The sequence below is a fragment of the Streptomyces sp. NBC_00554 genome (genome assembly GCF_041431135.1).
Taxonomy (GTDB): domain Bacteria; phylum Actinomycetota; class Actinomycetes; order Streptomycetales; family Streptomycetaceae; genus Streptomyces.
On sequence record NZ_CP107799.1, the window covers coordinates 9,528,404 to 9,554,431 of the forward strand.

The following is a 26,028-nucleotide window of genomic DNA, read 5'->3' on the forward strand; positions in this document are numbered from 1 at the left end:
TGTCGGGTGCGGATGATCACACCGTACGTGTGCCCTCTCCGGGGCCGCCAGGCCCTTGCCTCCTGCCGGCCGTGCCCCCGCGAGGGAATCCGTCCCCCCGTACGACTGATCGGCGCCCACTGTGGAACCCGCCCGCCACCGGCAAGTCCTGGCAGGCGGCCGTCCTCGACGCCCGCCCCGACACCCGAAAGGCACGCGCCATGAACTCCGGCACCCGCACCATCACGGTAGGCATCGACGGTTCGCGGGCGAGTCTCGACGCCGCGGACTGGGCCGCCCGCGAGGCTCAGCGCCGCCGCCTCCCGCTGCGTCTGCTGCACGCATCGCCCGGACCGGCCGTGCCCGCACGGATCCCGGACGTCGACGTCCCGGCCGGGCGCACCCGTACCGCACTCGACCGGGCCGCGATCCAACTGGCGTACGCACACCCTGCGTTGAACATCATCGCGCGCAGCACCGAGGCGCCCGCCGTTCCCGCCCTGCTCGCGGCGGCCGCGGAGACCGAGACCCTGGTGCTCGGCTCACGCGGCCTGACCGGGTTCGCGGGCTTCCTCGTCGGCTCGGTCGCTCTCGCCGTCACGGACCGGGCCGCACGCCCGGTCGTTGTCGTGCGCGCGGGCGAACTCGCCGCGGACGAACGGATGCCCACCGCCGACGGCACACCGCCGAGCACGGCTCCCTATCTCCCCGTCGTCCTCGGCCTGGACCTGAGCCACCCGGCCGACGACCTCATCGGGTACGCCTTCGACACCGCGGCCGTCCGCTCCGCGCCGCTGCACGTCGTGCACACCTGGACCCTGCCCCCGCCGCGCGGCTACGCGCCCGGCATGCCCGTCCCCGGCCATCCGGACGAGCGGGAGGACGGCAAGTGGCATGTGCTGACCAGCACGTTGCAGCCATGGCGCCACAAGTTCCCGGAGACGCCCGTCTCCGAGCAGGTGATCTACGGCCACCCCGGGCACCAGCTGCTGAGGGCGTCCAACCGGGCCGGTCTGCTGGTCACCGGGCGCCGGACGGGCGAGGGCCTGAGCCGCGCCGCGCACTCACTCATCCACCACGCCATGTGTCCGGTGGCGGTGGTGCCGCACAGCTAACTGCAGTGCAGTGCAGTGCGGCGCAGGGCAGGCAACGCAGCGCAGGCGTGGCAGAACGCCACACGAACCGCTCAGCCGAAGCGCTCGATACGAATGCGGTCCACCGGCTGCCCGGCCTCCACCAGCAGTCGCGACGCGTGCTCCGCGAACCCGTTGGAGCCGCATACATAGGCCTCCCACCCACCGGGTGGCTGCTCGGCCAGGAGCGGCGCCACATGTGTCGCCGCCATACGTCCTACCGGCACACCATCCGGAGCGCTGCGCGTGAAGACGGTCGTCGTCTCCTCGCCGTACTCCTGCGCGTAGATGAGCTCTTCGGGACCGCGAGCCGAGACGAGCAGGCGCAGCGGCACGTCCAGACCTTGCCCGCGGTGGTGCCGCAGCATCGACATCAGCGGTACGACACCGGATCCGGCGCCGATGAGCAGTGCGGGCCGGTCGCCGGGCCAGGCGAAGAAGCCGCTGAGCGGGCCCCGCACCCGCACCGTGTCGCCGGGCTCGGCCACGGTGTGGAACCAGCCGGAGACCTCGCCGCCCTCGACATGGTCCAGCGTCAGTTCGACGTGCCCGGCGTCGTCGGGCGGAGAAGCGATGGAGTAGTGGCGCTGCGCCACATATCTGTCCTCGGCGGTCAGCCGCAGCATCAAATGCTGCCCCGGCAGGTGCCCCATCCACTGCGGCACCGCGAACCGGAACGTGGAGGCGTACGGCGTCTCCCGGCGGATCTCGGTGAGCGTGGCGGTCTGCCAGGTGGCCGCGGCGCGGGTACTCACCGCGATCCGCCCGGGCACGGCGAAGCCGGTGTGCGGCACGAAGGTCTTGGTCGTCGTCTCAGTCACCGGAGTAGCGCTGCTCTTCCCAGGGGTTGCCGCGTGCGTGATAGCCGTTCTGCTCCCAGAAGCCCGGCTCGTCGTGGTCGAGGAGCCGCAGGCCGGCGATCCACTTGGCGCTCTTCCAGAAGTACAGGTGCGGCACGATCAGCCGAGCCGGTCCACCGTGCTCGGCGGACAGCGGCTTCCCGCCGTACTCCCACACGATCCAGGCGCGGCCGCCGGTCAGATCGGCGAGCGGGAGGTTCGTGGTGTACCCGGTGTGCGAGTAGGCCACGGCGTGAGTGGCGGTCGCGTCCGGGCGTACCGCGTCCAGGAACGCGTCCAGGGACACACCCCCGAAGCGCACGCCGAACTTCGACCAGCTCGTCACACAGTGGATGTCGCCCTCGTACGCCGAAGCGGGCAGCGTGTGTGCCTCGTCCCAGTCCCAGGTGCGCGGCGCGGCCACCAGACCGTCGACCCGGAAGGTCCAGTCGGGGGGCGCCAGGTCGGGGGTGACCTCGGCGGACAGGACGGGCCAGTCGTCGCCCGCGTCGTACTGGCCGGGCGGCAGTCCGGCGTTGTGGACGCGCGGGCGCCCGGTGAAACCTCGGGTGACGTTCATACGGGTGGTGCCTCCAGGCCGCCGGGAGCGGTGGCCCGCGGGTCGGGTGTGATCAGTGCTTATGCATTCAACCGTACGTGGCCGCCGCCTATGCCCGGGCCCTCATGGGCCCCCGATCATTGCGGACATATGAACTCTCCCGAGGCCTGGGAATAGCTGTGGCGTGATCTTCCTTGCCGCTACTGCCGACGCCGGTGGCCCCGACGGCTCCAGCGGGTGACAGTGGTCCCGGCAACCGGTGACAGCGAAGGAGAGTGAGGAAGCACATGCCCAAGGCGTACGTCTTCACGCGGTTCGGCGGCCCCGAGGCCGAGGCACTGGTTGAGCAGGACCGGCCGAGCCCGGGTCCCGGCCAGGTACTCGTCGCGGTACGCGCGGCGGGCGTGAACCCCGTCGACTGGAAGCAGCGGACGGGCCACAGCCGCCCGGGCGGCCCCGCACGCGAACTGCCCGCGGTGTTCGGCAACGAGGTCGCGGGGGTCGTCGAGGAGGTCGGCGCCGAGGTGACCGGGTTCGCCGTCGGGGACGAGGTCTTCGGCAATCCGGTGGCGGGCGGATACGCCGAGTACGCCCTGCTTCCCGCGACCGTGACCGCGCACAAGCCCGCCGAGCTGTCGTATCAGGACGCCGCGACGCTGCCCGTCGCGGCGGCGACCGCGTACGACGGAGTCCGCCAGCTGGATCTGCCCGAAGGCGCGACCCTGCTGATCACCGGTGCGGGCGGCGGTGTCGGCGTCGCGGCCACGCAGATCGCGCGCGCGTTCGGGGTGCGTGTCATCGGGGTCGCGAGCGACGCCAAGAAGGACTTCGTCGAGTCGCTCGGGGCCGTGCACGTCCCGTCGGGGCCGGACCTTGCGGAGCGGCTGCGCGGGGCGGCGCCGGACGGTGTGGACGGCGTGTTCGACCTGGTCGGGGGCGAGGTCCAGGAAGCAGCGGCGACGCTCCTCGGCGACCCCGCGAAGCTGATCACCGGCGCCGACCGGAGGACCGCCGCGCGGCTCGGCGGCGGGCCCGTCGAACGAGCCCGCAATTCCGCCGTGCTCGACGAGGTGGCGAAGCTCGTGGTCGAGGGCAAGCTGCGGCCGTTCGTCACGCAGACCTTCCCGCTCGGCCGGGCGGGCGAGGCACTGCGCACGGTCGAGGACGGCCACGCGCGCGGCAAGATCGTGATCGAGGTCGGCGGATGAGCGCACATCCCCTGGATAATCCGGCGTTCGGCGCCCTGACCGGCCCGCACGCCCACTTCGCCGAACGCCGTGGCCGCGTCCTGCGCTACCCCCTGGACGTATCGCCGTGGCTGGCCCTCCCCGACGACCCGGACGCCGACGACTGGGCTGACCTTGCCGCCCTGGTCGGCCCGGGTGGCGAAGCCCCACTGGCCGGTTTCACCGGGCAGACCCCGGACGGCTGGGAGGTGACCTTCAACCTGGAGGGCGTTCAGCTGGTCGACGACGGCATAGCCGCGGCCCCGGACGCCGAGGCGGTACGGCTCGGCCCCGCCGACGTGCCCGAGATGCTCGACCTGGTCGAACGGACCAGGCCGGGACCCTTCCTGCCGCGCACCGTCGAACTCGGCACCTATCTGGGGATACGCCGGAACGGCGCGCTGATCGCCATGGCGGGGGAGCGGCTGCACCCGCCGGGCTGGACCGAGATCAGCGCGGTCTGCACCGACCCGGACTTCCGAGGCGAGGGCCTGGCGACCCGGCTGATCCTGGCCGTCGCACACGGCATCCGCGAACGCGGCGAGACCCCGTTCCTGCACACCGCCGCGAACAACACCAACGCCATCCGCCTCTACGAGTCCCTGGGCTTCCGGCTCCGCCGCAGGACCCGCTTCCTCGCGGCGCGTGTGCCTGAGCAGGTGGCGGTGTCCTGACGCCCATGAGCGCATGGACGGGTCGCCGACAGGCCAGTCCGCGAACGGGCCACTGACCGGTCAATCCGCGGACGGGTCGCCGGCCGGCTCGTCCCCGCCCGCCGCGTTGTAGCGCCGCAGATACGAGGCGAAGCGCGCGAGATCCTCCTCGGGCCAGCCCGCGAGCCGCTCACGGAACGCCACCCGGCGGCTCTCGGTCACCTGGGCGAGGATCTCCGTGCCCGTCTCCGTCAGATGCAGCACCTGCACCCGATGGTCCTCCGGGTCGAGCCGTCGCTCGATGAGCCCGGACCGCTCCAGCGCGGCCACCTGCCGGCTCACCGTGGACTTGTCCAGGGCGTAGTGCGCGGCGAGGTCGGTGGCACGGCAGCCGCCGCGCTCCTCCAGATGCCCGAGCAGGGTGTACGAGACCAGGGACAGCTCGGGGTGCATACGGCCCGCCGTGGCCCTGGCCCGCCGGGCGAAGGACGTCATCTCGCGCTGGATGGTCTCGACGGCCGCGTCGGCGGCGGCAGTGACAACGGTCTCATCAAGCTCTTCGGCTGCCTTCATGGGAACCTCCTCGCGCTACTAGTTGTATAGTACAACTTGAAGTGAGAGTTGTATTTGCCAACCAATATGTCGACCAAGTAGGAGTTCGCATGGTCACCGGGCTGCGGTCACCGGCGCTGCGTCATGTGCTCACGCACCTGATCACCCCGCTGCTGATGTGCATCGGTATGGGGCTCGCCTATATGGGCGCCTTCGTCACGCCCGAGCCGAACCACCTGCCCGTGGCCGTCGTGGGCAGCGGACCCGAGGTCAAGGTGTTCGCGCAGTCGGTCAAGGACGAGGCGGGGGAGAAGCTCGACGTCCGTACCGTCGCGAGCCGCGCCGAAGCGGTCGACCTGCTCAAGTCCCGTGACATCACGGGTGCGTACATCCCGAGCTCGAAGACGCCGGAGCTGGTCGTCGCCACTGCCGCGTCCGACATGGGAGCCACGGCGGTCGAGAAGGTCTTCACCCCGGTCGCCGCCCAGGAGGGCCTGCCGCTGAAGGTCACCGATGTCGTCCCGCCGGCCGCCGACGACCCCACGGGCCAGGGCCTGTTCTTCCTGCTGATCGCGCTGAGCATCGGCTCGTACGCGTCCGTCGCCGCACTCGGCGCCGCAGGCGGCGAGCTCCCCATGCGGGCTCGGGCGCTGCTGGCGGTCGGCATCTCCGGTGCCGTGAGCGTCATCGGCACGCTGCTCGCCGGGCCGGTGTTCCACCTCGCGGACCACGGCCTGGCGAGCGTGTGGGGGATGAGCTGGCTCTACTCCGCGGGCATCCTCTTCATCGGCGTCGGACTCCACACGTTCCTCAAGCGGTGGACCACGCTCGCCATGATGGTGCTCTTCGTGATGCTCAACTTCACCAGTTCCGGTGGTCTGTTCAGGCCCGAGCTCCAGAACGGCTTCTTCGGCACCCTGCACGCCTTCTGGAACGGCGCCGGGTTCGTCGAGGGCGTCCGGGGCCTCCTCTACTTCGACGGCGACGGGCTGTCCGGCAACCTCTGGACGCTGGTCGCCTGGCTGCTGGCCGGCCTCCTGGTCACGGCCGTCGCCGGTGCCGTGGAGCTGGGGCGCGCCCGTGGTCACGTACAGCCGGAGCCCGTCGAGGAGGCCGAGGAAGAACTGGAGGAGACGGTCGCCGTCTGACCGTTCCTGTTAGTGTTGCCGCGTCGGCTGTGGAACGCCCCAGCCAAAGAGTTGCCCAGGAGGTGGGACCCATCAACGCTTGGTCAGGTCGGGTGCTCTCACCTCAAGGCAACGCGGCTCACCGCCAGTAGGCGGCCGCGAGAGCGCCCTTCGGCTCACCGAAAGGCCCTCGGCTTCCATGCCTCTTCTGTCCCCTCTCTTTGATTCCGTTGTCACCGCGCTCCGCTCCGCCGGCTGTGTCTTCGCCGAGGACGAGGCGGAGTTGATCCTCGCCACAGCTCGCACCCCGGACGATGTCGCCACCATGGTTGACCGGCGCGTCGCGGGACTTCCCCTTGAACACGTGCTCGGCTGGGCCGGGTTCCACGGACTGCGCGTCGCCGTGGAGCCGGGCGTCTTCGTGCCCCGCCGCCGCACCGAGTTCCTCGTCGACCAGGCGGTCGCCCTGGCGAGGGACGTGTCCCTCGTCGTGGACCTCTGCTGCGGCTCCGGCGCGGTGGGCGCCGCGCTGGCCGCCTCCCTCGGCGGGCCCGAACTGCACGCCGCCGACATCGACCCGGCCGCGGTGCGCTGCGCCCGCCGCAACGTCGAGCCCTTCGCCGGTCACGTGTACGAGGGCGACCTCTTTGCCGCCCTGCCCGACACCCTGCGCGGCCGCGTCGACGTACTGGCCGCGAACGTGCCGTACGTCCCCACCGACGAGGTCGGACTCCTGCCGGCGGAGGCCCGCGACCACGAACCCCTCGTCGCCCTCGACGGAGGTTCCGACGGGCTCGACATCCTGCGCCGGGTCGTCGCGGAGGCCCCCGAATGGCTGGCCCCGGGCGGCTGCCTCCTCGTCGAGACGAGCGAGCGCCAGGCACCCCGGGCCGTCGAGACCTTCACCCGAAGCGGCCTGGCAAGCCGACTGGCCGTTTCCGACGAGCTGTACGCCAACGTCGTGATCGGCACCAAGGTCTAGCCGCTCGGCCGACTCCGCTCGCTCGGCATGTCGCGTTCTCCCTCGACTCGGCCGAGTGAGCGACCTCATTGTGCAACTAGTTGCATAAAGCTCGGCCCGTCGTTTACAACAGACACACGACACCGCGCACGGAGGGCCGCCCGATGAGCCGTTACCCGCACCTGCTGAACCCGCTCGACCTGGGCTTCACCACCCTGCCCAACCGCGTGCTCATGGGCTCCATGCATGTGGGCCTGGAGGAGGCCGAGCGCGGCTTCGAGCGGATGGCCGAGTTCTACGCCACCCGGGCCCGCGGCGGTGTCGGCCTCATCGTCACCGGCGGCATCGCGCCCAACGAGGCCGGGCGGCCGTACGAGGGCGGCGCCAAGCTGACCACCGAGGCGGAGGCGGAGCAGCACACGGAGATCACCGCCGCGGTGCACCGCGAGGGCGGGAAGATCGCCATGCAGATCCTGCACTTCGGGCGGTACGCCTACCACCAGGACCTCGTCGCGCCCAGCGCCCTCCAGGCCCCGATCAGCCCCTTCCCGCCGCACGAGCTCACCGACGCCGAGATCGAGCGGACCATCGACGACTACGCGCGCGCCGCCCGCCTGGCGAAGCGGGCCGGCTACGACGGCGTCGAGATCATGGGCTCCGAGGGCTACCTGATCAACGAGTTCATCGCCACCCAGACCAACAAACGCGAGGACCGCTGGGGTGGCTCGTACGAGAACCGCACGCGCTTCCCCCTGGAGATCCTCCGGCGGGTGCGTGAAGCGGTCGGCGCGGACTTCATCATCATCTACCGCCTGTCGATGCTGGACCTGGTGCCGGGCGGCTCCTCCCTGGAGGAGGTGATCACCCTCGCCCAGGCCGTCGAGGCCGCCGGGGCCACGATCATCAACACCGGCATCGGCTGGCACGAGGCCCGCATTCCCACCATCGCGACCTCGGTACCGCGCGGTGCGTACACCTGGGTGACCAAAAAGGTCATGGGTGCCGTTTCGATCCCCCTGGTCACCACCAACCGCATCAACACCCCCGAACTCGCCGAGCAGTTGCTCGCCGACGGCCACGCCGACATGGTGTCCCTGGCCCGCCCGATGCTCGCCGACCCCGACTTCGTTGCCAAGGCGGAGGCGGGCAGGCCCGAGGCCATCAACACCTGCATCGGCTGCAACCAGGCCTGCCTCGACCACACTTTCAGCGGCAAGATCACCTCCTGCCTGGTCAACCCGCGCGCCTGCCACGAGACGGAGCTCGTCCTCTCACCGACCAAGCTGCGCAAGCGAGTTGCCGTGGTCGGCGCGGGTCCCGCCGGACTCGCCTGCGCGGTCTCCGCCGCCGAGCGCGGCCACGACGTCACCCTCTACGACGCCGCGCACGAGATCGGCGGCCAGCTCAACGTGGCCCGCAAGGTCCCCGGCAAGCAGGAGTTCGACGAGACGATCCGCTATTTCCGTACACAGCTCGAACTGCACGGCGTGGACGTGCGGTTGAACACCCGCATCGACGCCGAGGACGTCCTCGGATACGACGACGTCGTGGTCGCGACCGGCGTCAGCCCGCGCACCCCCGAGATCCCCGGCGTCGACCACCCCAGCGTCGTCGGCTACTTGGACGTGCTGCGCGACGGCGCCCCCGTCGGCGACCGCGTCGCGATCCTCGGCGCCGGAGGCATCGGCTTCGACGTCGCCGAGTACCTAACCGACAGCGGTGACAAGGCGAGCGAGGACCCGGCGACGTACTTCCGGAACTGGGGCGTCGACATGGACTACCGGGGGCCCGGCGGCCTCGCCGCCCCCGAGCGGCCCGCCCCGCCCCGCACCGTCCACCTCCTCCAGCGCAAGGCCTCCAAGGTCGGCGCCGGACTCGGCAAGACGACGGGGTGGATCCACCGCGCCGAACTCAAGCACCGCGGCGTCACCATGGTCGCGGGCGTCCAGTACGACCGGATCGACGACGCCGGACTGCACGTCACCGTCGAGGGGCGGAGCCAGGTCCTGGACGTCGACACGATCGTCCTGTGCACCGGGCAGGACCCGCGCCGTGACCTGTACGAGGAGCTGCTCGCCGCGGGCGGCAGCGTGCACCTCATCGGCGGCGCCGACGTGGCCGCCGAACTGGACGCCAAGCGTGCCATCAAGCAGGGCACGGAGCTGGCGGCGGCACTGTAAGGGCCCTGCGACCCCTCCCTAGGATGACCCCATGTCACTCCCGCACGCGATCCTCACCGCCCTTCTGGAGAAGCCGTCGTCGGGCCTCGAACTGACCCGCCGGTTCGACAAGTCGATCGGCTACTTCTGGTCGGCGACGCATCAGCAGATCTATCGCGAGCTGGGAAAACTGGAGGCTGACGGGCACATCCGCGCCCTGCAGTCCGAGCAGCCGGCCCGCGGGCAGAAGAAGAGCTACGAGGTCCTGCCCGCGGGCCGCGACGAACTCGCCCGCTGGACCGCCGCCTCTCAGGACCCGAAGCCCCTGCGCGACACCATGCTGCTGAGGCTGCGCGCCTCCGCCGTCGTCGGCACCGCGGGCATCGAGGCGGACCTGCGCCGCCATCTCGACCTGCATCAGCGGCAGTTGGAGGAGTACGAGGGAATCCAGACGCGTGACTTCCCGCCCGGGAAGGACACCGCGCAGGACCGACTGCGGCACCTCGTACTGCGCGCCGGTATCGACCTGGAGACCTTCTGGACGCGTTGGCTGACCCACGCGCTGGAGGAGTTCGAGCAGTTGCCCGCGCACGAGTAGGCGACCGTCCCTCCGACCGGAGTCGGGTGGACGGCCGCCGTGGTGACGAACCCCGGATCAGAGCCGGTGCGGCTTGGCCCGGCGGCGCAGGTACCAGGCTCCCGCCACGGTGCCCGTTGCCACCAGTGCCGCGCCGCCCACCAGGGTGGCGGTGCCGTAGTCCCTGGCCGCTCCACCGAAACCGCCCATGACCCCGAGCGACGGTGTCGCGGTGGCTCTGGGCGTCGCGGTGGCGGTGGCCGAGACGACGATGGACTGGGTGCCCGCCGTCGTTCCGTCCTGGCAGACCACGATGACGGTATAGGTGCCGGCACTCACGCTCGACCAGGAAGCAGCCTGACTGGTGCTCGTGCCGGTCAGGGCCACCTGGCGCCCCTGGGCGAAACTTCCCTGTCCACTGGAGAGCAACGAGGCATTGCCGAAGCTGCTCCCATTGCTCGGACAGGCACTGGTTGTGACCGAAACCGTGGAACCGCTGGTGCTCACGGAGATCCCCGAACCCAGTGCGACGGCCGACGGAGCGGCCAGGGTGAGCGGAAGCGCAGCGGCGGCGGCCACGGTCAGGCCGGAGCGGAGAAGTAGCTGAGTAGTACGCATAGGACTGCCCTCCAGCGGCACGGTTGGCGGTACATCCCATGCGCCGCCGAGGATTGGCAAGGCCCGTGCTGCCTTCAGGTGAGAGCCAACGTGCCTTTGGCCCGGCCCGCATGCGGACGGGGACCGGGCAGGTGACGGATTCCATCGTCCGGCCGACGCCTGACGGCCTGTCGCCCCACCCGGCCACCGCTCAGGTGCGTCCCGCCGGCGCCGAACTATCCCTCGGCGCCCGTCGTCACCGTGCGCTCCGGCGAGTACCCGCCCCATGTGCCGTCCGGCAGCTTCGCCCGCATCCGAACCCGGTGCGTGACATCGGCGTCCCGTCCCACATAGAAGCTGTACGTCGCCTCCTTGCTCGGCGCGGTGCCACCCCAGACGAGCGAGGTCGCCGCTTCCCCGTCCAGATGGATCTGATACTCCGTGATCACACCGTCCACGTCCGGCGGAATCCAGGACAGATCGAGGTAGTACGCCCCGTCGGCGAGGTGCGTGGTGGCGCGGAAGTCGGTCGGCGCGGTGCCCTTTCCGCTGTCGGAACCGGGTGCGGTGGTGAGCCGGACGGTGTCGCTCGCGGCCGAGACGTTGTCCGCCGCGTCGCGCGCCTTCACGGTGAAGGAGTAGCCGGTGCCGGCCCGCAGCCCGGTCACCACGGTCGCGGTCTGCCCGCCACCCACGCTGTGGATCTTCGAGGCGCCCTGATAGATGTCGTACGAGGCCACGCCCCGGTCGTCCGTCGACTTCTCCCAGGACAGCTGGACCGACCCGCTCCCGACCGTCTTTCCGCTCGGGCGGCCGGGGCTGGTCGGGGCCCTTTCGTCGGCCGCGACCGCTGCCGGTGTGGTGGCGCGGACCTGTTTGCTGGGCGGTCCGGGGTTTCCGTCGGCGTTCAGGGCGCGGACATTGAAGACGTACGTCGTGGACGGCTTGAGCCTGGTGATGTCCACCATGTGGTCGGTACCGGGTACTGCCTTGACCTTTGTCATGCCGCGGTACACCACGTACTCGGTGACCTCCGGATCCCCGGAAGCCCGGTTCCACATGACGTGCACGCTGGTCGCGCTGCCCGCCGCGGCGGTGACGCCCATCGGTGCCGAGGGCAGCTTTCCGCCCTGGTCGTCGCTCTGCGCGCCCCATCCACAGGACGTCAGGACGAGCAGCGAGCCGCAGATCAGCGCGTGGGGAACGCGTCGCACGGTCCTGCCTTCCCTCGACGGGATTGGTCTGTACCTATTGGACACCGCCGGTGCGATCACATCAAGAGGGCGGTGGCCGTTCGTCGGACCGTCGCGGGGTACGTATGCTGATTCTTGACGCGGCGTGAACTCGCCCCTGTCTCAGGGGAGTTCATGCCCACGGCGCGGACCGCTGTCGTCGCTGTTCCCGCGCCGGCGAAGGCGGTCGAGTGGCCGGAGCCGACTGCGGCTCGGGCCCTCGGCCGCACACCGCCTGTCGCGGCGTCCGTGCACCGTCCGGACCCCTCCCAGTGGACGGACCGTCAGATACGCACCAAATTTGGGCGAGTGACCGTCCATGTCCCCCAGGAGAGGGTCTCTCATCGTGCGTGTCCAGTCGCTGACGCTGGCCGTGGCCGGCGCCGCCCTGCTCGCTCCTGCCCCCGGTTCCGCGGCGCTTCCCACCGCCGCCCGCCCGAGCGCCCCCGTGGCGGTGCATGAGGGGAACGTTCAGGCCGCCGACCTGCTCGCGAAAGTACGCGGCTGCGTCCAGATCTCGAACGGGCGCTACCGCAGTGACGACGGTGCCCGCGCCGACATCCCGGTGTGTGGAACACGGGGCGCCGTGTTCTGGAAGGCAGACATGGACATCGACTGCGACGGCCGCCCCGGCCCGCGGTGCAACAGCCGTACCGACCCGCTCTTCTCCGACGCCACCGCCTACCAGCAGTCCGACGGACAGCAGCTGGACGCCGAGACCCTCCCGTACATCGTCGTCCCCGGCGTCAGCAGCATCTGGAACCACCGCGACCACGACGTCCGCGCCGGTTCGGTGGCCGCCGTGATCTACCGGGACCGCGTCCAGTACGCGGTCGTCGGCGACATCGGCCCGCGCCACATCATCGGCGAGGCCTCGTACGCCACCGCCAGAGGCCTCGGTATCCGCCCCGATCCGATCCGCGGCGGGACGGGCTCGGGGGTCACCTACCTGGTGTTCAAGGACTCCCGGGTCTCGCCCATCGAGAGTCACCGGGCAGCGGTGACGCTGGGGGAGAGCCTGGCGCGCAAGTTCGTCAAGGAGAACTGAGCCGCCTCTCCCGGCGGGCCGAGATCATTCCTTCCGGTACGAGTACGCCTCCGCCGCGGCCGCCTCCACCGCGGCGAGGTCCGCACCCGCCGAGGCGGTGACGACCGCGGCCACCGCGCCCTCGACGAAGGGCGCATCCACCAGTCGGGTGTTCTCCGGGAGCTCGTCACCCTCGGCGAGCAGCGCCTTCACGGTGAGGACCGCGCTGCCGAGATCGGTGAGGACGGCGACCCCGACGCCGCGGTCCGCGGAGGCGGCCGCGGCGGAGATCAGCTCGGCGCTCGTGCCGAGGCCGCCGTCCATCGTGCCGCCCGCCGGGACGACGGGAGCCGTCGTGCCGCCGCCCGCGAGCCCCGTCGCCAGCTCGGCGACGGAGGCGGCGACGGCGGCACTGTGCGACACGAGCACGATGCCGACGAGCTGCTTGCGGGCGCCGGCGGAGCCTGCTGCCTCACTCACCGGCCGCCTCCTCCAACGCGGCGATCAGCAGGGCGGAGGACGTGGCACCGGGATCCTGGTGCCCGATGCTGCGCTCGCCCAGATAGCTCGCCCTGCCCTTGCGGGCCTGCAGCGGGATCGTCGCGGCGGCGCCCTCCTCGGCGGCGGCCCTCGCTGCGGCGAAGGAGCCGGAGAGCGCGTCGACGGCGGGCACCAGTGCGTCGATCATGGTCTTGTCGCCGGGCGCGGCTCCGCCCAGCGCCATCACCGCGTCCACGCCCGCGCGCAACGCGTCGGCGAACTGCTCCTCGGTGACCTCCGCTGCATCCCCGAGCGCCTTGCCGGTACGGCGCAGCAGGGTGCCGTACAACGGTCCGGACGCGCCGCCGACCGTCGAGATCAGCTGCCGTCCGGCGAGCATGAGGACGGCGCCCGGCGTGTCCGGGGCCTCCTTCTCCAGCGTGGCCACCACGGCGGTGAACCCGCGCTTCAGATTGCTGCCGTGGTCGGCGTCACCGATCGGCGAGTCCAGGTCGGTGAGCCGTTCCGCCTCGCGGTCCACGGAGGCGGCGGTGACCGTCATCCAACGGCGGAAGAAATCGGCGTCGAGCACGGAATCTCCTTGCGTGGTACGAACGTTGACCGGATGCGGAGCTGGTTTCAGACGCCCCAGCGCAGGCCCGGTGTCTTCACCGGCGCGTTCCACAGCCGCAGCAGCTCCTCGTCGACCTGGCACAGGGTCACCGAGGCGCCGGCCATGTCGAGCGAGGTGACGTAGTTGCCCACGAGGGTGTGCGCCACGACGACACCGCGCTCGGTCAGCACCCGCTGCACCTCCGCGTTGAAGCCGTACAGCTCCAGGAGCGGCGTCGCACCCATGCCGTTGACCAGGACCAGCACGGGATTGCGCGGGTCGAGGTCCTCCAGGATCGCCTGCACCGAGAAGTCGGCGATCTCCCGCGAGGTCATCATCGCGCGCCGCTCCCGGCCCGGCTCGCCGTGGATGCCGACACCCAGTTCCAGTTCCCCGGGCGGCAGGTCGAATGTGGGGCTGCCCTTGGCCGGAGTGGTGCAGGCGCTGAGGGCGACCCCGAAACTGCGGGAGCTCTCGTTGACCTGGCGGGCCAGCGCCTCGACCCGCTCCAGCGGCGCGCCCTCCTCGGCGGCGGCGCCCGCGATCTTCTCCACGTACAGCGTGGCGCCCGTGCCGCGCCGCCCGGCCGTGTAGAGGCTGTCGGTGACGGCGACGTCATCATTGACGAGGACCTTGGCGATCCGGATGCCCTCGTCCTCGGCGAGCTCGGCCGCCATGTCGAAGTTGAGCACGTCACCCGTGTAGTTCTTCACGATGAACAGCACACCCGCGCCGCTGTTCACGGCGGCCGCGGCCCGCAGCATCTGGTCCGGCACCGGCGATGTGAATACCTCGCCGGGACAGGCCGCCGACAGCATCCCGGGACCCACGAAACCGCCGTGCAGCGGCTCGTGCCCCGAGCCGCCGCCGGACACCAGGCCCACCCTTCCGGCCACGGGAGCGTCCCGCCGTACGATCACCCGGTTCTCGACATCCACCGTCAGCTCCGGATGCGCTGCCGCCATACCCCGCAGAGCGTCCGCGACCACCGTCTCCGCCACGTTGATGAGCATCTTCATGGGTACCTCCTGGTGACACTAGCAGGTGAGTCCCTGACCTGCGCCTTTGCTGGTCAGGGTGGGTTACGTCAGTCGTCGATCTTGGCGGTCCATGGTGGTCGGAAGCGGGTTCTGGCGGGGCTGATGCTGACCCAATGCTGACTTTGGTGACGAGTCGTCAGGTTTCTGGGGCTGGTCGGACGAGGGCCGGCGGGAGCCCATCTGTGGAAAGTATCGACCTTGCGGCAGTGAAGGTCACGGGCTTGGACGCTCATGGGCGTACCAGGCTGCCTGGGACTGCTCTGTTGGTGTCATATCACTTGGCATGATCGTTCTCGCTCTGGTCAGGTGGCCCAAGTGTGGGCCAGGCTTCGCAGCCCGGTCCTCGACGAGATCGGCTGATCATGTCCGACTCCCGTGCCTGATCCGGGTCGGTCTGGCGATGGCCGAGTTCGGCTATCCCACAGCAACGGCTTCGCAGGCTTCATGAAGGGCCCTCGCCGACTGGATCCGAGGCGATGATCCGATAGGGCGGAAGCGACCTGTAAGTGGAAGATGGTCATATGGCGGTTTCGCGTATCAAGCCACACTTGCGACTCCTCTCCAGTAGTGCGCTGTCGCTGGACGAGGCCGTGGTCGAGCGGACCGTACAGCGGGAGACGGCGGCGCTGGACACGGCCCCGCCGGACAAGGCTCTGTCCAGCACGTGATCGCCCTGCAGTCGGGGCTCGCGGCCGGGCTGCGCTGCTCGGACGGTGTACGGCTGCGACGCGAGCGCTTCTGTGTCGCTGGGAAGAAGACGTCGAACTGATGATGCTGGCCATCGACCCCGCCTGGATGAAACAGCTGGCGGCGGAGAGCGACGTACGGGGAGAGGCGGAGCTGGCAGCGCGATTCCACTTCGACGATCCGCTGCTGGCGTTGCTCGTGGAGCGGTTGGTTCTGGAGTACGAGCAGCCGGGTCCGGCCGACTCGCTCTACACCCAGTCTCTGATGCAGGCGGTCGGCGCGCACCTGGTTCGCACCTGTGCGGTGTACGGTGCCGGACAGGCCGGGCCCAAGGCGCGGGCGGGCGAGCTGTCGCCGCGGCGGCTGGCGGCGGTGATCGACTACATGCAGGCCGACCTCGGGTCGAAGGTGACTCTGGAGTAGCTGGCCGCCGCAGCGGGTGTGAGCACCTCGCATCTGACCCGGATGTTTCGCGCGGCCACCGGCCAGGCCCCCTATCAGTACCTGATGCGGCAGCGCCTGGAGTGTGCGCGGCGGGCCCTGCTGTATGGCGACGCCCCGATCGCGGCGGTCGCCCTGGCGGCGGGTTTCGCCGACCAGAGCCATCTGACCAGAACGATGCGGCGGCATCTGAACGTGACGCCGAGCATTCTGCGCGCGGCGCGCGAGGCCGGGTGACCTTCGGGGCACCTGAGGAGCGGATCGTTCCAGAACGGCAGGATTGTTCAAGATTCGTGTGAGGGGAGGCTCAGTGTGGTGACTGCTGCCGAGCCTGGCAGCAGTGACGGAGAGGGTGAAGACTGATGGCTGCAGAGAACGTGGATGAACTCGTCAAGAACCTCGCGAATACCTTCGGGCGCCCGATCCGCTCGCCGACCCTGCACTGGCCGGACGAGTACGGCCTGGAGTACGAGAACGTGACCTTCCCGTCCTTGGACGGGGTACCGCTTGATGCATGGTTCATCCCCTGCAAGGGGTCGGACAAGATCGTCGTCTGCAACCACCCGATCTGGTTCAACCGGTACGGCCTTGCCTCCCAACTGGAGCCGTGGAAGCAGATCGGCGGCGCCGGCGGCAACGACTTCGAAGTCAACTTCATGCCGGACTACAAGCACCTCCACGACGCCGGGTACAACGTCCTGACCTACGACATGCGCAACTTCGGCCACAGCGGCATCGGCAACGGCGGACTCGGCTCCAACGGCATTTTCGAGTCCCGCGACGTCGTCGGCTCCCTGCGCTACGTCAAGTCCCGCGAGGACACCAGGAACATGACGGTCGGCCTGTTCAGCCGCTGCTGCGGCGGCAACGCCACCTACATCGCCATGACCAACCACCCGGAGTACTTCCGGGACGTGCGCTGCATGGTCAACCCGCAGCCGGTCTCACTGCGCCCGTTCTACGAGCGGATCACCGAAATCCTCGGCATCGAGGACCACTTCGACGCCATAGACCGCGAAATCCAGCTGATCACCAGCTTCCGGATCGACGACATGTCCCCCGTCGAGTACGCCAAGAACTGCCACGTGCCCACCTTCGTCGCCCAGGTTCACGACGACGCTCTCACCAAGCCCGGCGACGTCCAGACGATCTTCGACAACATCCCCACCGAGGAGAAGAAACTGCACTGGATCCACGGCACCACCCGCCGCTGGGACGGCTACCTCTTCTTCCCCAACAACCCGGACCCGCTCATCGAATGGTTCGACAAGTACATGAACTGAGCGCCACCCCGTTGGGTCCTCCGGTCGTGGGCGGGCAGGGGCGGGTTCGCTGCTCAGGTGGCAGGTCGGGGCAGGGCGGGCGAATGCGGCCGTGAGCTGGTGCCGCCAGGGCCAGGTGGTGTTGTCGGAGATCTCCAGTCGATGTTGCGGGCCGAGGTCCTGATGAAGGCTGCGGACAGGAACGCTCCCGCCCCGTGGCCGTGCCGCCGCCTACGCCCGCCCGATCACGCGCAGCTCGCGAAGGGCCTTCGCGACCAGGACCGGGACCGCCGCGCCGGCGCCTTCGTAGCCCTCGCTCACTGTCTGGCCGCCGAGATACCGGGCGTGGACGCCTTCGAGGATCACGGCGAGTTTCATCGCGCTGAAGGCCATGTAGAACGGCAGGAGGCTCAGGTCCCGGCCGGTCAACCATTCGTACTTCTCGGCCACTTCGTAACTGGCGGGGAAGCCCTGCTGCGTAGTGACACCCACCGCGACGGGAATCAGCTCGCGGTCCGCGTCGTCGTGGTCGTGCCAGTAGGTCAGCGTCATGGCCAGATCGGCCAACGGGTCGCCCAGCGTGGAAAGTTCCCAGTCGAGGACGCCCGCGATGCGGGGCGGGCCGCTCAGGTCGACGATGGTGTTGTCGAGGCGGTAGTCGCCGTGCACGATCGAGGCGTCGGAGCTCTCCGGCACGTGGTCGGAGAGTCGGTTCAGGAGTACGTCCATGTCCGGGAGTTCGCGCGTGTGCGAGCGGCGCCACTGCTCGCCCCACCGGGAGACCTGGCGCGCGCAGTAGCCGTGTGGCCGTCCGAAGTCCGCCAGGCCGACGCTCGAAGGGTCGATGCTGTGCAGGTCCGCGAGGGTGTGCACCAGACCGTCGGCCAGCGCCGAGCGCGCCTCGGGGCTGAGCCCGGCGGTGTCCTCCGCCGTGCGTATGACCGCCCCGGGCACCTCGGCCATGACGTAGAAGGGACAGCCGAGGACATCGGGGTCCGTGCAGAGCGCAAGCGTCCGGGGCACGGGCACAGCGGTCCCCGCGAGCGCGGTCTGGACGCGGTACTCACGCTTCATGTCGTGCGCACTGGGGAGCACTTGGCCGAGCGGCGGCCGTCGGAGGATGACGGTTCCGTGGGGGAGGCGCAGCCGGTAGGTGATGTTCGACAGCCCGCCGGAGATCAGCTCGGCCTGCCAAGGACCGCCGTCCAGCAGATCCGGCAGCGTTTCCTGAAGCCACTTCTCGATGTTCGCGGCGGGCAGGCCGGGTAGATCGGTGCTCATGACCGGACCCCGCTTCCGTGTTCGGCGGTACCGGCACGGCGTGCGGCCCGCTTGGCGATCGACATACGGTGCGCCTCTGAGGCTCCGTCGTAGATACGGAAGGCGCGGATATCGGCGTAGATACGGCCGATGACCAGGTCCTCGCTGGTGCCCAGCCCTCCGGCGAGCTGCACCGAGCGGTCGACGACCCTTCCGACGGCCTCGCTGATGAACACCTTCGCGCGCGACGACGACTCGGTGCCCTTGCCGCCCTCGGCCACCTCCCAGCAGGCCTGCCACAGCAGCGCTCGGGCCGCGACCAGGTCGATCTCGTTGTCGGCGATCATCTGTTGCGCCATCCCGAGGTCGGCGAGCCGCTGTCCGAACAACTCCCGGTCGACCGCACGGGAGAGCGCGATCTCGTGCGCGCGACGGGCGGCACCGAGCCACCGCATGCAGTGGGTGAGGCGAGCGGGCGCCAGCCTGACCTGCACATACCGGAATCCCAGCCCGGCCTCACCGAGCACGGCGTCGTCCGGCACGAAAACGTCCTCGAACAGCACCCGGCAGTGACCGCCGACCATGGTCGAGTCGATGGTGCGGGCATGCTCCTTCACCGCGAAACCGGGGGTGTCAGTGTCGACCAGCAGCATGGTGGCCCCGCTGTTCTCGCCGTCACGCGCCATCACGATCGTGAACGCGGCGCCCTCGGCCCCCGTGATCAGATGCTTCTCACCCGAGATGCTCCAGCCACCGGCGACCTTGGTCGCCAGGGTGCGTACGGCTGACGGGTCGGAGCCCGCACCGGGCGGCGGCTCGGTCATCGCGAAGCAGGAGCGGATGTCGCCGTTGACCAGCGGCACGAGGTACTTCTCCCGCTGAGCGGGCGTGGCCACCACATTGAGCAGGTGGATGTTGCCCTCGTCCGGGGCCGCGCAGTTGAGGGCCAGAGGGCCGAGCAGACTGGTGCCGGCCTCCTCCAACAGGACGGCCGCCTCGTCGAAGCGGAAGCCGCCACCGCCAAGGTTCGCCGGTGCCTGCGGCGCCCAGATCCCGGCGGCCTTCGCCGCCTGTTGCAGTTCTCGGCGCAGTTCGTCGCTCAGGCCGTGCGCGAACGCCTCCTGCTCGCGAGGGACGACCACGTCCGTCACGAACTCGGCGATCCTGTCGCGCCACTCCACGACTCTTGGTGCAAGAGAGAAATCGAAGGCCATCTACGGTGACTCCGTCCGGCTCGTCATGTCGTTGCCCGGGCCGAATCCGGCCCCGGTTCCCCCTGCGGTGGTCATGCGCGCCACAGTGTTTCTCCAGGCCTGGTGACCACGATGTTGGGTACTGCGGCGTACCGCGACAGGCGGCACAGCGCCACGGTGAGTTCCGCGATGTCCGAGACCTGGATCATCGTGGCGGGGTCGACGCGTTCGTGCACCCAGGCCGCCATGTCGGTGTCGACGTAACCGGGTGACAGCGCCGTTGCGTTCACACCCCGGGAACCCTCGGCAGTCGTGATCGATTCGCAGAGGGAGATCAGGGCCGCCTTGGTGGCGCCGTACGCCGCCAGGCCTGGCTCGCTCACGACTCCCGTGATCGAAGCGATGGCGATGATTTTCGCCCCCGGTCCGGACGGCGCGGATCCGGCCGTACGGAGCGCGGGCAGGAGTCGCTGGGTGAGCTGGAAGTTGCTCCTGAGGTTCACCGCCATCATGGTGTCGAGCTTGTGGAGGGGGTAGGCGGCCAGCCCGCCGCCTGTTCCCATACCGGCGGCCAGCACCAAGACGTCGATGCCGCCGTGCAGTTGGAGATGCGTGTCGGCGAGGGCCTCGACCTGCTCCGGGTCCGCCATGTCCGCGGACGCGGTCTCCACCCGACCCCCATGGGCGCGCAGTTGGTTGGCGGCGTCCTTGAGCGGCCCGTCAGCACGAGCGGACAGGGTGAGATCGAATCCTTCTTGCGCGAGCCGCTCCGCGATGGCTCTGCCGATTCCGCGGGATGCGCCGGTGACGAGCGCGGTACGCCGGACTGTCATGCCGCTCCTCATAAGCTAATGGTCATTAGCTGCGATCCTGATCGTTTGATCAGAGAGTTGTCAAGGGTCATGAGTAATAAGCCACATCGCCACGGCTAACGATCAGTAGCAGTTACCCTCACCTCATGACTGAGGCGCTTCATGACGAAGACGGGTCGCGCCGGGCGGGACGGGATGCCGACATGCCGCAGAGGCAGCAGACCGTCGACGCGCGGACGATCTCCGCGGCGGCGCTGAGACTGTTCGCCGAACGTGGCTACCGTGCGACGACGATGTCCGACATCGGCGCGGCGATCGGCATCCGCGGTCCGAGTCTGTACCGGCACGTGAGCTCGAAGCAGGTGCTGCTCGGGGAGATCATGGTCGAGACGATGCGGGCGCTGATCGCCGACCAGCAGGCGGCGCTCGACGCCGGCGGCGACGTGTCCGTACAACTGCGGCGGATCGTCGAGGCGCATGTCCGCTATCACGCGGCACATCGCGAGCAGGCGTTCGTAGGCAACCGTGAGATCGAGAACCTGGAGCAGCCCTACCGCGACCAGGTGCTGCGGCTGCGACAGACCTATGAGCGGGGACTGCGCACCGTCATCGAACGGGGGTGTGCCGAAGGCGACTTCACCGTCGTGGAACCCCGGCTCGCCTCGTACGCGATTCTCGACATGGGCATGGGCGTCTCGGCATGGTTCCGTCCGGACGGACCGCATGGCGCCGAGCAGATCGCGTATACCTACGCCGACTACGCGATCCGCATGCTCACCGGCCGGTGGCCGGGCGATGCGACGTTCGCCGACGCATGACGGTACGTGTGCCGCTGTTGTCAGCACACGTACCGTCCTTGTCCACGCTTATTGTCGGCCGATGCGGGCGTACACCTCGGGCTTGGTCTTCCGGTAGACGAGCGCCAGGACGACGCCCGCCGCGAAGGTTCCGTACACGACCGCGAACATCGTGTTCGCGAGCGACTGCGAGCCGCTGATCAGCAGGTTGAAGTTCTGCGTCGCCAGGACCATGGAGACGGTGAGGCCGGCGAGCGCGAGGACTGGAGCGATGACCGAGTTCCATGGATTCGCCCAGGCCACCCGGTTTCGCCTGAGGTAGATGGGAACGGCGATCCCGGTGACCAGGAGCAGGACGATGAGCGCGTAGCCGAAGATCCCGACCAGTACGGCGTACAGCTTCGAGGGGTCCGACCCGAGGGCGACGAAGGGGGCCAACCCGAGCAGCGACAAGACGCTCATGGTGAGGGACGCGCGGTGCGGTGAGCCGTGACGGCCGTGCACCCGGCTGAGGGAGCGGTGCAGGATGCGGTCCGCGCTGAGGTTGTACATGTAGCGCGACGTGATGTTGTGGCCCGACAACAGTGCGGCGAAGATGCTCGTGTTCAGCAGCACGGTCACGATGTCCACGGCGACGCGGCCGCTGTATGTCTCAAGGCTCGAGATGAACGACCCGGTGGGGTCGGTGGCCGCGGCGGCGACGACCTTGTCCGCGCCCAGGGCCTGGATCATCACCCACGCGCCGCCCGCATACAAGACGGTGACGAGGCCGATGACGAGATACGTCGCTCGGGGAATCGTGCGGTCGGGATTCCGTACTTCGTCGCGGAAGATGGTGGTCGCCTCGAATCCGCCGAAGCATGTGATGCCGTAAAGAAGGGCGATGCCGATCGAGCCGGAGAATATGGAGTGCGGAGTGAATGACGAAGTGCCGAGCCCCGAAGCGCCTCCCTGGAACACGACACAGGCGTCATACACGAGGACGATGACGATCTCGCAGACCAGAAGCACGGAAAGAATCTTCGCTGAGAGATCGAGTTTGAGGTAGCCCAGCGTTCCGACGATCGCCAGCAATAGGAGACCCCACACCCACCACTTGATATCGGGTCCGTGATAGGTGTCGCGCACGAGTGATTCCAGTACGAGGCCGCCGTACGCGTAGCTACCGATGACCATGAAGTAGTAGCAGAGCAACGCGACGAACGAAGATCCCAGACCCATGACCCGGCCGAGACCTGCCGTGATGTAGGCGTAGAAGCCCCCCGGGTTCGGCAGGTGCCGGGCCATGGTGGTGAATCCGGCGGCGAAAAGGGCGATGATCGCCCCGGCGGCGACGAACGCCATGGGCGCGCCGATCCCATTTCCGTAGCCGATGACCACCGGGAGAAACCCGACGACGATCGCGAGTGGGGCGTTGAAGGCGAGCACCGTGAAGAGCAGATGGGCGGTGCCGAGATTTCCGCGGAGCTGTGATTCCTGAGGTGATGCTGCGGTGGGAGTTTTCGGCTCATTCGCCGCTGACACAGAACTCATATGCACACTCTCTGATGATGGCCCCGCCCCCCGACTGAGGCATTGGCGAATCTTGTCGGCCTAGTAATGGGCTACTGAAGCGGCCTGTCAAGGTTTTCGAGAAAACTCACGAATTCTGGGGACCGGAATGGAGAGTGCGGGTCTGCTTCCGGGGGTGGGTTGACAGCCTGGTGAGGCCGTTCCACAGTGGACCACTAGTTGGTCATCTGATCAGGTCATTAGATTACGATGGCGTTCGCCGCCCCGCAAGGGGTCTGTGCATCCCGTGTCCGCCGATGCGGCAGGTGTCGGCTGTGCCGGCTTCGGACCGAGACTCGGACCGGTGGGCGCCCCAGTCGCAGCGAGGAGCGTCATGTCGATTCAGTCGCAGACCATGCACTCGGAGGGGTTCGTCGCACCGGGCTTCGAGCCGCTGCGAGAGGCGTTCGATCGGAACTTCGCGCAGTGCGGCGAGGTGGGGGCGTCCTGCGCGGTCTATGTCGACGGTGAGTTGAAGGCGGACCTGTGGGGCGGGCTCGCCGATGTCGTCACCGGGCAGCGGTGGCGCGCGGACACGGTCGGGCTGGCGTACTCAGTGACGAAAGGTGCCACGGCGGTCCTCTGCTGTCTGCTGGCCGACCGAGGGGAGCTCGACCTCGACGCTCCCGTCGCACGCTACTGGCCGGCCTTCGCGAGTCATGGGAAGGGCGGTGTCTCGGTCCGGATGATCCTCGCTCATCAGGCTGGATTGCCCGTTCTCGACGGCCGGTTCACTCGTGCGGAGATCCTCGCGTACGGCGTCGCAGCGCGAGCACTCGCCGAACAGGAACCTCTCTGGGCGCCGGGCACCGAGTTCGGCTACCACGCCCTTACGTACGGCTGGCTTCTCGACGAGGTGGTTCGACGTGCCACCGGCCGGACGATCCAACGCCTGTTCTCCAGTGAAATCGCCGGTCCGCTGGGCCTCGACTTCTTCATCGGTCTGCCCGACGGTGTGGAGCACCGAGTTGCCGCTCTGGTCGACGATCCGCTGTCCGGTCGCCCCGCTGCCTCGCCCGACCCCTCGCTCGCGGAGAGGATTCCCGATCCGGAGCTGAGGCGAGCGATCGGCGGCGACTGGAGAGCGTCGGGGGACCCGTCATCGCTGCTGACTCGGGCGATGACCGTCAACGGTGTGCTGAGGACGCCCGATGCCGACGAGTGGAACACCCCGAGTGTTCGCCGGGCATCGCTTCCCGCTGCGAACGGCATCACCAACGCCCGCTCTGTGGCTCGGCTCTACGCCTCCTGTGTCGGCGAGGTGGACGGACTGAGACTGCTGGGCGAGGACATGGTCACGGCCGCGACCGCCGAGCGAAGCGCTGGGCGAGACCGGGTGACCGGACTGGACGCGAGGTTCGGCAGCGGGTTCATGCTGCCCACCGCAGGGCTGCCGATGCTGTCCGGGAGTTCCTTCGGGCATGAGGGTGTCGGTGGGGCACTCGGGTTCGCCGACCGTGATGCCCGGGTCGGCTTCGGGTATGTGCAGAACCTTCTGAAGACGGAGATGACCGGAGGCCCGGATCCGCGCGTCGCGGGACTGCTCGCGGCGCTACGCGACGCGCTCGGCGGCTAGGCCGGGGTCGGCCGCCGCGGCTCCCGGTGTTCTCCGGGCATTGACACGCGGAAGCGCGGCACGCATTCTGATCGTATGATCAGGTCATTTGATCAGAAGTCCTCGCCGTCGACCCCACTGGAAGTCGCGGCTCGGAGGACACCATCCCTGGCCCTCAGTCGACAGAGGACGGTCATGACTCATCTCCAAGGCGACCATTCCACGGTCGTCATCGTGGGCTCGGGTTTCTCCGGGCTCTGCGCCGCCATCAAGCTCAAGGCTGCCGGGATCGACGATTTCGTCATTCTGGAGAAGGGCGCGGATGTCGGCGGTACCTGGCGGGACAACACCTACCCGGGCGCCGCCTGCGACGTACCGAGCGTGCTGTACTCCTACTCCTTCCGCCAGAACCCGGACTGGACGCGGCACTTCCCGTCCTGGGCGGAACTCCACGCCTATCTGCGGCAAGTTGTCGACGTCTACGAACTCGGTCCGCATCTCAGGTTCGGGGTCGAGGTGGAGGAGATGCGCTTCGACGACACGACCGGTACCTGGACCGTGGTCACCGCGGCGGGCGAGTCGATCCAGGGCAGGTTCGTCGTGAACGCGACCGGAGTGCTGAGCAAGCCGGTGGTGCCCGAGATCTCCGGCCTGGAGACCTTCGACGGAAAAGCGTTCCACTCTGCCCAGTGGGATCACGACCACGACTTCACCGGACGTCATGTCGCGGTGATCGGAACAGGTGCGAGTGCGGTTCAGTTCGTTCCCCACCTGGCCGAACAGGCCGAAAAACTCTATGTGTTCCAGCGGTCACCGCACTGGGTGACGCCTCGCGGCGATGCGGAGATTCCCCCGCAGCAGCGCCGTGTCTACGGTCGGCTGCCCCTCGTACAGCGGCTGCGACGCTGGGCGACGTACTGGGAGTTCGAGACACTGGCCCGAGGGTTCCTCGGGCACCCCAAGGTCGTCGAGCGCTACCGGCAACGAGCGCTGGACTTCATCGAGGAGTCCGTACCCGATGAGGCGATGAGGGCCGTGCTGACCCCCGACTACGCTCCCGGGTGCAAGCGCCGCCTCGTTTCGGACGACTGGTTCCCCGCGCTTCAGCGCAGCAATGTGGAGTTGGTCACGACCGGCCTGCGCGAGATCACGACGGACGCGGTCGTCGCGGCGGACGGCTCACCGCGCCGGGTCGACACGATCGTCTTCGGCACCGGCTTCGCCGCCACCGACTTCCTCGCCCCGATGAAGGTGTTCGGGCGGGACGGTGTCGAGATCTCGGACGCCTGGAGGGACGGCGCCGCCACGAAGCTCGGCATCTCGACCTCGGCGTTCCCGAACTTCTTCATGATGCTGGGCCCGAACACCGCACTCGGGCACAACTCGATGGTGTTCATGATCGAGGCCCAGACCCGCTACATCGTCGGCGCCATCAAGCACGCGCGCACGAAGGGGACACGTGCTCTCGAACTGCGCCCGGAGGTTCAGGCGAGCGCCTACGGCAAGACTCAGCGGTTGATGAAGAAGACCGTCTGGGTATCCGGTGGTTGCCGCAGCTGGTACCAGTCGGCGGACGGCCGCATCGACACGCTGTGGCCGGGTACGACTGTCTCCTACTGGTGGCAGACGAAGCGATTCAAGCCCCGTGACTATCGGTTTACGGGGGAGGCGACAACGAGCGGGACCGCGTAGACACTTACAGGCCGGGCCTGTTGA

Annotated in this window: 26 protein-coding genes; 14 read left to right on the plus strand and 12 right to left on the minus strand. The window is 69.0% G+C overall.

The genetic code is table 11. The features are described from left to right. The first annotated feature begins 71 nt into the window (after nucleotides 1–71). Nucleotides 72–1,094 (plus strand): universal stress protein, encoded by a 1,023-nt coding sequence (locus OG266_RS42355; protein ID WP_371552180.1) that lies wholly within the window; start codon nucleotides 72–74, stop codon nucleotides 1,092–1,094. 71 nt (nucleotides 1,095–1,165) lie between these two features. On the opposite strand, the gene OG266_RS42360 is transcribed toward OG266_RS42355, so the two are convergent. Then, the gene (locus OG266_RS42360) at nucleotides 1,166–1,933 is read right to left on the minus strand and encodes a ferredoxin reductase (protein WP_371552181.1); all 768 of its coding nucleotides are present in this window, start codon (nucleotides 1,931–1,933) and stop codon (nucleotides 1,166–1,168) included. Next, a complete protein-coding gene (locus tag OG266_RS42365) occupies nucleotides 1,926–2,531 on the minus strand; it encodes a sulfite oxidase-like oxidoreductase (protein WP_371552182.1) in 606 nt (201 codons plus the stop codon). Before OG266_RS42365 ends, OG266_RS42360 begins: the two co-directional genes overlap by 8 nt. A 266-nt stretch (nucleotides 2,532–2,797) precedes the next feature. Here OG266_RS42365 and OG266_RS42370 point away from each other — a divergent pair, with 266 nt between their 5' ends. Further along, nucleotides 2,798–3,718 (plus strand): NADP-dependent oxidoreductase, encoded by a 921-nt coding sequence (locus OG266_RS42370; protein WP_371552183.1) that lies wholly within the window; start codon nucleotides 2,798–2,800, stop codon nucleotides 3,716–3,718. After that, nucleotides 3,715–4,410 (plus strand): GNAT family N-acetyltransferase, encoded by a 696-nt coding sequence (locus OG266_RS42375; RefSeq protein ID WP_266469930.1) that lies wholly within the window; start codon nucleotides 3,715–3,717, stop codon nucleotides 4,408–4,410. Before OG266_RS42370 ends, OG266_RS42375 begins: the two co-directional genes overlap by 4 nt. Before the next feature lie 60 nt (nucleotides 4,411–4,470). Here the strand turns inward: OG266_RS42375 and OG266_RS42380 are convergent, their stop codons facing one another. Then, nucleotides 4,471–4,962 (minus strand): MarR family winged helix-turn-helix transcriptional regulator, encoded by a 492-nt coding sequence (locus OG266_RS42380; RefSeq protein WP_371552184.1) that lies wholly within the window; start codon nucleotides 4,960–4,962, stop codon nucleotides 4,471–4,473. An 89-nt stretch (nucleotides 4,963–5,051) separates the two neighbouring features. Here OG266_RS42380 and OG266_RS42385 point away from each other — a divergent pair, with 89 nt between their 5' ends. The 4 genes from OG266_RS42385 (at nucleotide 5,052) to OG266_RS42400 (ending at nucleotide 9,786) form a co-directional block, all read left to right on the plus strand. Next, nucleotides 5,052–6,089 carry a hypothetical protein gene (locus OG266_RS42385; protein WP_371552185.1) on the plus strand — a complete coding sequence of 346 codons (1,038 nt, stop codon included), beginning with the start codon at nucleotides 5,052–5,054 and terminating at the stop codon, nucleotides 6,087–6,089. Between the two features lie 178 nt (nucleotides 6,090–6,267). Then, nucleotides 6,268–7,050 carry a putative protein N(5)-glutamine methyltransferase gene (locus OG266_RS42390; protein WP_371552186.1) on the plus strand — a complete coding sequence of 261 codons (783 nt, stop codon included), beginning with the start codon at nucleotides 6,268–6,270 and terminating at the stop codon, nucleotides 7,048–7,050. 143 nt (nucleotides 7,051–7,193) lie between these two features. Next, the gene (locus OG266_RS42395) at nucleotides 7,194–9,209 is read left to right on the plus strand and encodes an FAD-dependent oxidoreductase (RefSeq protein WP_371552187.1); all 2,016 of its coding nucleotides are present in this window, start codon (nucleotides 7,194–7,196) and stop codon (nucleotides 9,207–9,209) included. A gap of 31 nt (nucleotides 9,210–9,240) precedes the next feature. Then, nucleotides 9,241–9,786, plus strand: a complete 546-nt coding sequence (locus OG266_RS42400) for a PadR family transcriptional regulator (protein ID WP_266469938.1) — start codon at nucleotides 9,241–9,243, stop codon at nucleotides 9,784–9,786. A gap of 57 nt (nucleotides 9,787–9,843) precedes the next feature. Here the strand turns inward: OG266_RS42400 and OG266_RS42405 are convergent, their stop codons facing one another. After that, nucleotides 9,844–10,383 (minus strand): hypothetical protein, encoded by a 540-nt coding sequence (locus OG266_RS42405; protein WP_371552188.1) that lies wholly within the window; start codon nucleotides 10,381–10,383, stop codon nucleotides 9,844–9,846. 215 nt (nucleotides 10,384–10,598) lie between these two features. After that, on the minus strand, nucleotides 10,599–11,576 hold the full coding sequence (locus OG266_RS42410) for a fibronectin type III domain-containing protein (protein WP_371552189.1): 978 nt from the start codon (nucleotides 11,574–11,576) through the stop codon (nucleotides 10,599–10,601). Between the two features lie 364 nt (nucleotides 11,577–11,940). Between OG266_RS42410 and OG266_RS42415 the strand changes: the two genes are divergently transcribed. Continuing rightward, nucleotides 11,941–12,642 (plus strand): glycoside hydrolase family 75 protein, encoded by a 702-nt coding sequence (locus OG266_RS42415; RefSeq protein WP_371552190.1) that lies wholly within the window; start codon nucleotides 11,941–11,943, stop codon nucleotides 12,640–12,642. Between the two features lie 24 nt (nucleotides 12,643–12,666). On the opposite strand, the gene OG266_RS42420 is transcribed toward OG266_RS42415, so the two are convergent. The 3 genes from OG266_RS42420 to dhaK are packed head-to-tail and all read right to left on the minus strand — an operon-like array spanning nucleotide 12,667 to nucleotide 14,733. Beyond that, nucleotides 12,667–13,101, minus strand: coding sequence for a PTS-dependent dihydroxyacetone kinase phosphotransferase subunit DhaM (locus OG266_RS42420; protein WP_371552191.1), 435 nt, complete (start codon nucleotides 13,099–13,101; stop codon nucleotides 12,667–12,669). Then, on the minus strand, nucleotides 13,094–13,693 hold the full coding sequence (gene dhaL / locus OG266_RS42425) for a dihydroxyacetone kinase subunit DhaL (protein ID WP_266469947.1): 600 nt from the start codon (nucleotides 13,691–13,693) through the stop codon (nucleotides 13,094–13,096). The genes OG266_RS42420 and dhaL overlap by 8 nt, the downstream gene beginning before the upstream one ends. A 47-nt stretch (nucleotides 13,694–13,740) precedes the next feature. After that, a complete protein-coding gene (gene dhaK, locus OG266_RS42430) occupies nucleotides 13,741–14,733 on the minus strand; it encodes a dihydroxyacetone kinase subunit DhaK (protein WP_329549351.1) in 993 nt (330 codons plus the stop codon). A 789-nt stretch (nucleotides 14,734–15,522) separates the two neighbouring features. Between dhaK and OG266_RS42435 the strand changes: the two genes are divergently transcribed. From OG266_RS42435 to OG266_RS42445, 3 genes are all read left to right on the plus strand, one after another. Further along, nucleotides 15,523–15,864, plus strand: coding sequence for a hypothetical protein (locus OG266_RS42435; protein WP_371552193.1), 342 nt, complete (start codon nucleotides 15,523–15,525; stop codon nucleotides 15,862–15,864). An 18-nt stretch (nucleotides 15,865–15,882) separates the two neighbouring features. Further along, complete coding sequence (locus OG266_RS42440) at nucleotides 15,883–16,119, plus strand: helix-turn-helix domain-containing protein (RefSeq protein ID WP_371552194.1); 237 nt, start codon at nucleotides 15,883–15,885, stop codon at nucleotides 16,117–16,119. A gap of 125 nt (nucleotides 16,120–16,244) precedes the next feature. After that, on the plus strand, nucleotides 16,245–17,165 hold the full coding sequence (locus tag OG266_RS42445; RefSeq protein ID WP_371552195.1) for an alpha/beta hydrolase family protein: 921 nt from the start codon (nucleotides 16,245–16,247) through the stop codon (nucleotides 17,163–17,165). 210 nt (nucleotides 17,166–17,375) lie between these two features. Here OG266_RS42445 and OG266_RS42450 read toward each other — a convergent pair whose 3' ends face one another. The 3 genes from OG266_RS42450 to OG266_RS42460 form a co-directional block, all read right to left on the minus strand. Further along, a complete protein-coding gene (locus OG266_RS42450) occupies nucleotides 17,376–18,425 on the minus strand; it encodes a phosphotransferase family protein (protein ID WP_371552196.1) in 1,050 nt (349 codons plus the stop codon). Next, nucleotides 18,422–19,618: an acyl-CoA dehydrogenase family protein gene (locus OG266_RS42455; RefSeq protein WP_371552197.1), complete on the minus strand. Its 1,197-nt coding sequence runs from the start codon at nucleotides 19,616–19,618 to the stop codon at nucleotides 18,422–18,424. The genes OG266_RS42450 and OG266_RS42455 overlap by 4 nt, the downstream gene beginning before the upstream one ends. 71 nt (nucleotides 19,619–19,689) lie before the next feature. Next, a complete protein-coding gene (locus OG266_RS42460) occupies nucleotides 19,690–20,430 on the minus strand; it encodes an SDR family NAD(P)-dependent oxidoreductase (protein WP_371552198.1) in 741 nt (246 codons plus the stop codon). Between the two features lie 125 nt (nucleotides 20,431–20,555). Here OG266_RS42460 and OG266_RS42465 point away from each other — a divergent pair, with 125 nt between their 5' ends. After that, nucleotides 20,556–21,227, plus strand: a complete 672-nt coding sequence (locus OG266_RS42465) for a TetR/AcrR family transcriptional regulator (RefSeq protein WP_266469961.1) — start codon at nucleotides 20,556–20,558, stop codon at nucleotides 21,225–21,227. 48 nt (nucleotides 21,228–21,275) lie between these two features. On the opposite strand, the gene OG266_RS42470 is transcribed toward OG266_RS42465, so the two are convergent. Further along, nucleotides 21,276–22,739, minus strand: a complete 1,464-nt coding sequence (locus OG266_RS42470) for an APC family permease (protein WP_371552199.1) — start codon at nucleotides 22,737–22,739, stop codon at nucleotides 21,276–21,278. 352 nt (nucleotides 22,740–23,091) lie between these two features. Between OG266_RS42470 and OG266_RS42475 the strand changes: the two genes are divergently transcribed. Together OG266_RS42475 and OG266_RS42480 are read left to right on the plus strand one after the other, a co-directional pair. Continuing rightward, the gene (locus OG266_RS42475) at nucleotides 23,092–24,333 is read left to right on the plus strand and encodes a serine hydrolase domain-containing protein (RefSeq protein WP_371552200.1); all 1,242 of its coding nucleotides are present in this window, start codon (nucleotides 23,092–23,094) and stop codon (nucleotides 24,331–24,333) included. A 174-nt stretch (nucleotides 24,334–24,507) separates the two neighbouring features. Then, nucleotides 24,508–26,004: a flavin-containing monooxygenase gene (locus OG266_RS42480; protein WP_371552201.1), complete on the plus strand. Its 1,497-nt coding sequence runs from the start codon at nucleotides 24,508–24,510 to the stop codon at nucleotides 26,002–26,004. Nucleotides 26,005–26,028: the final 24 nt, after the last annotated feature.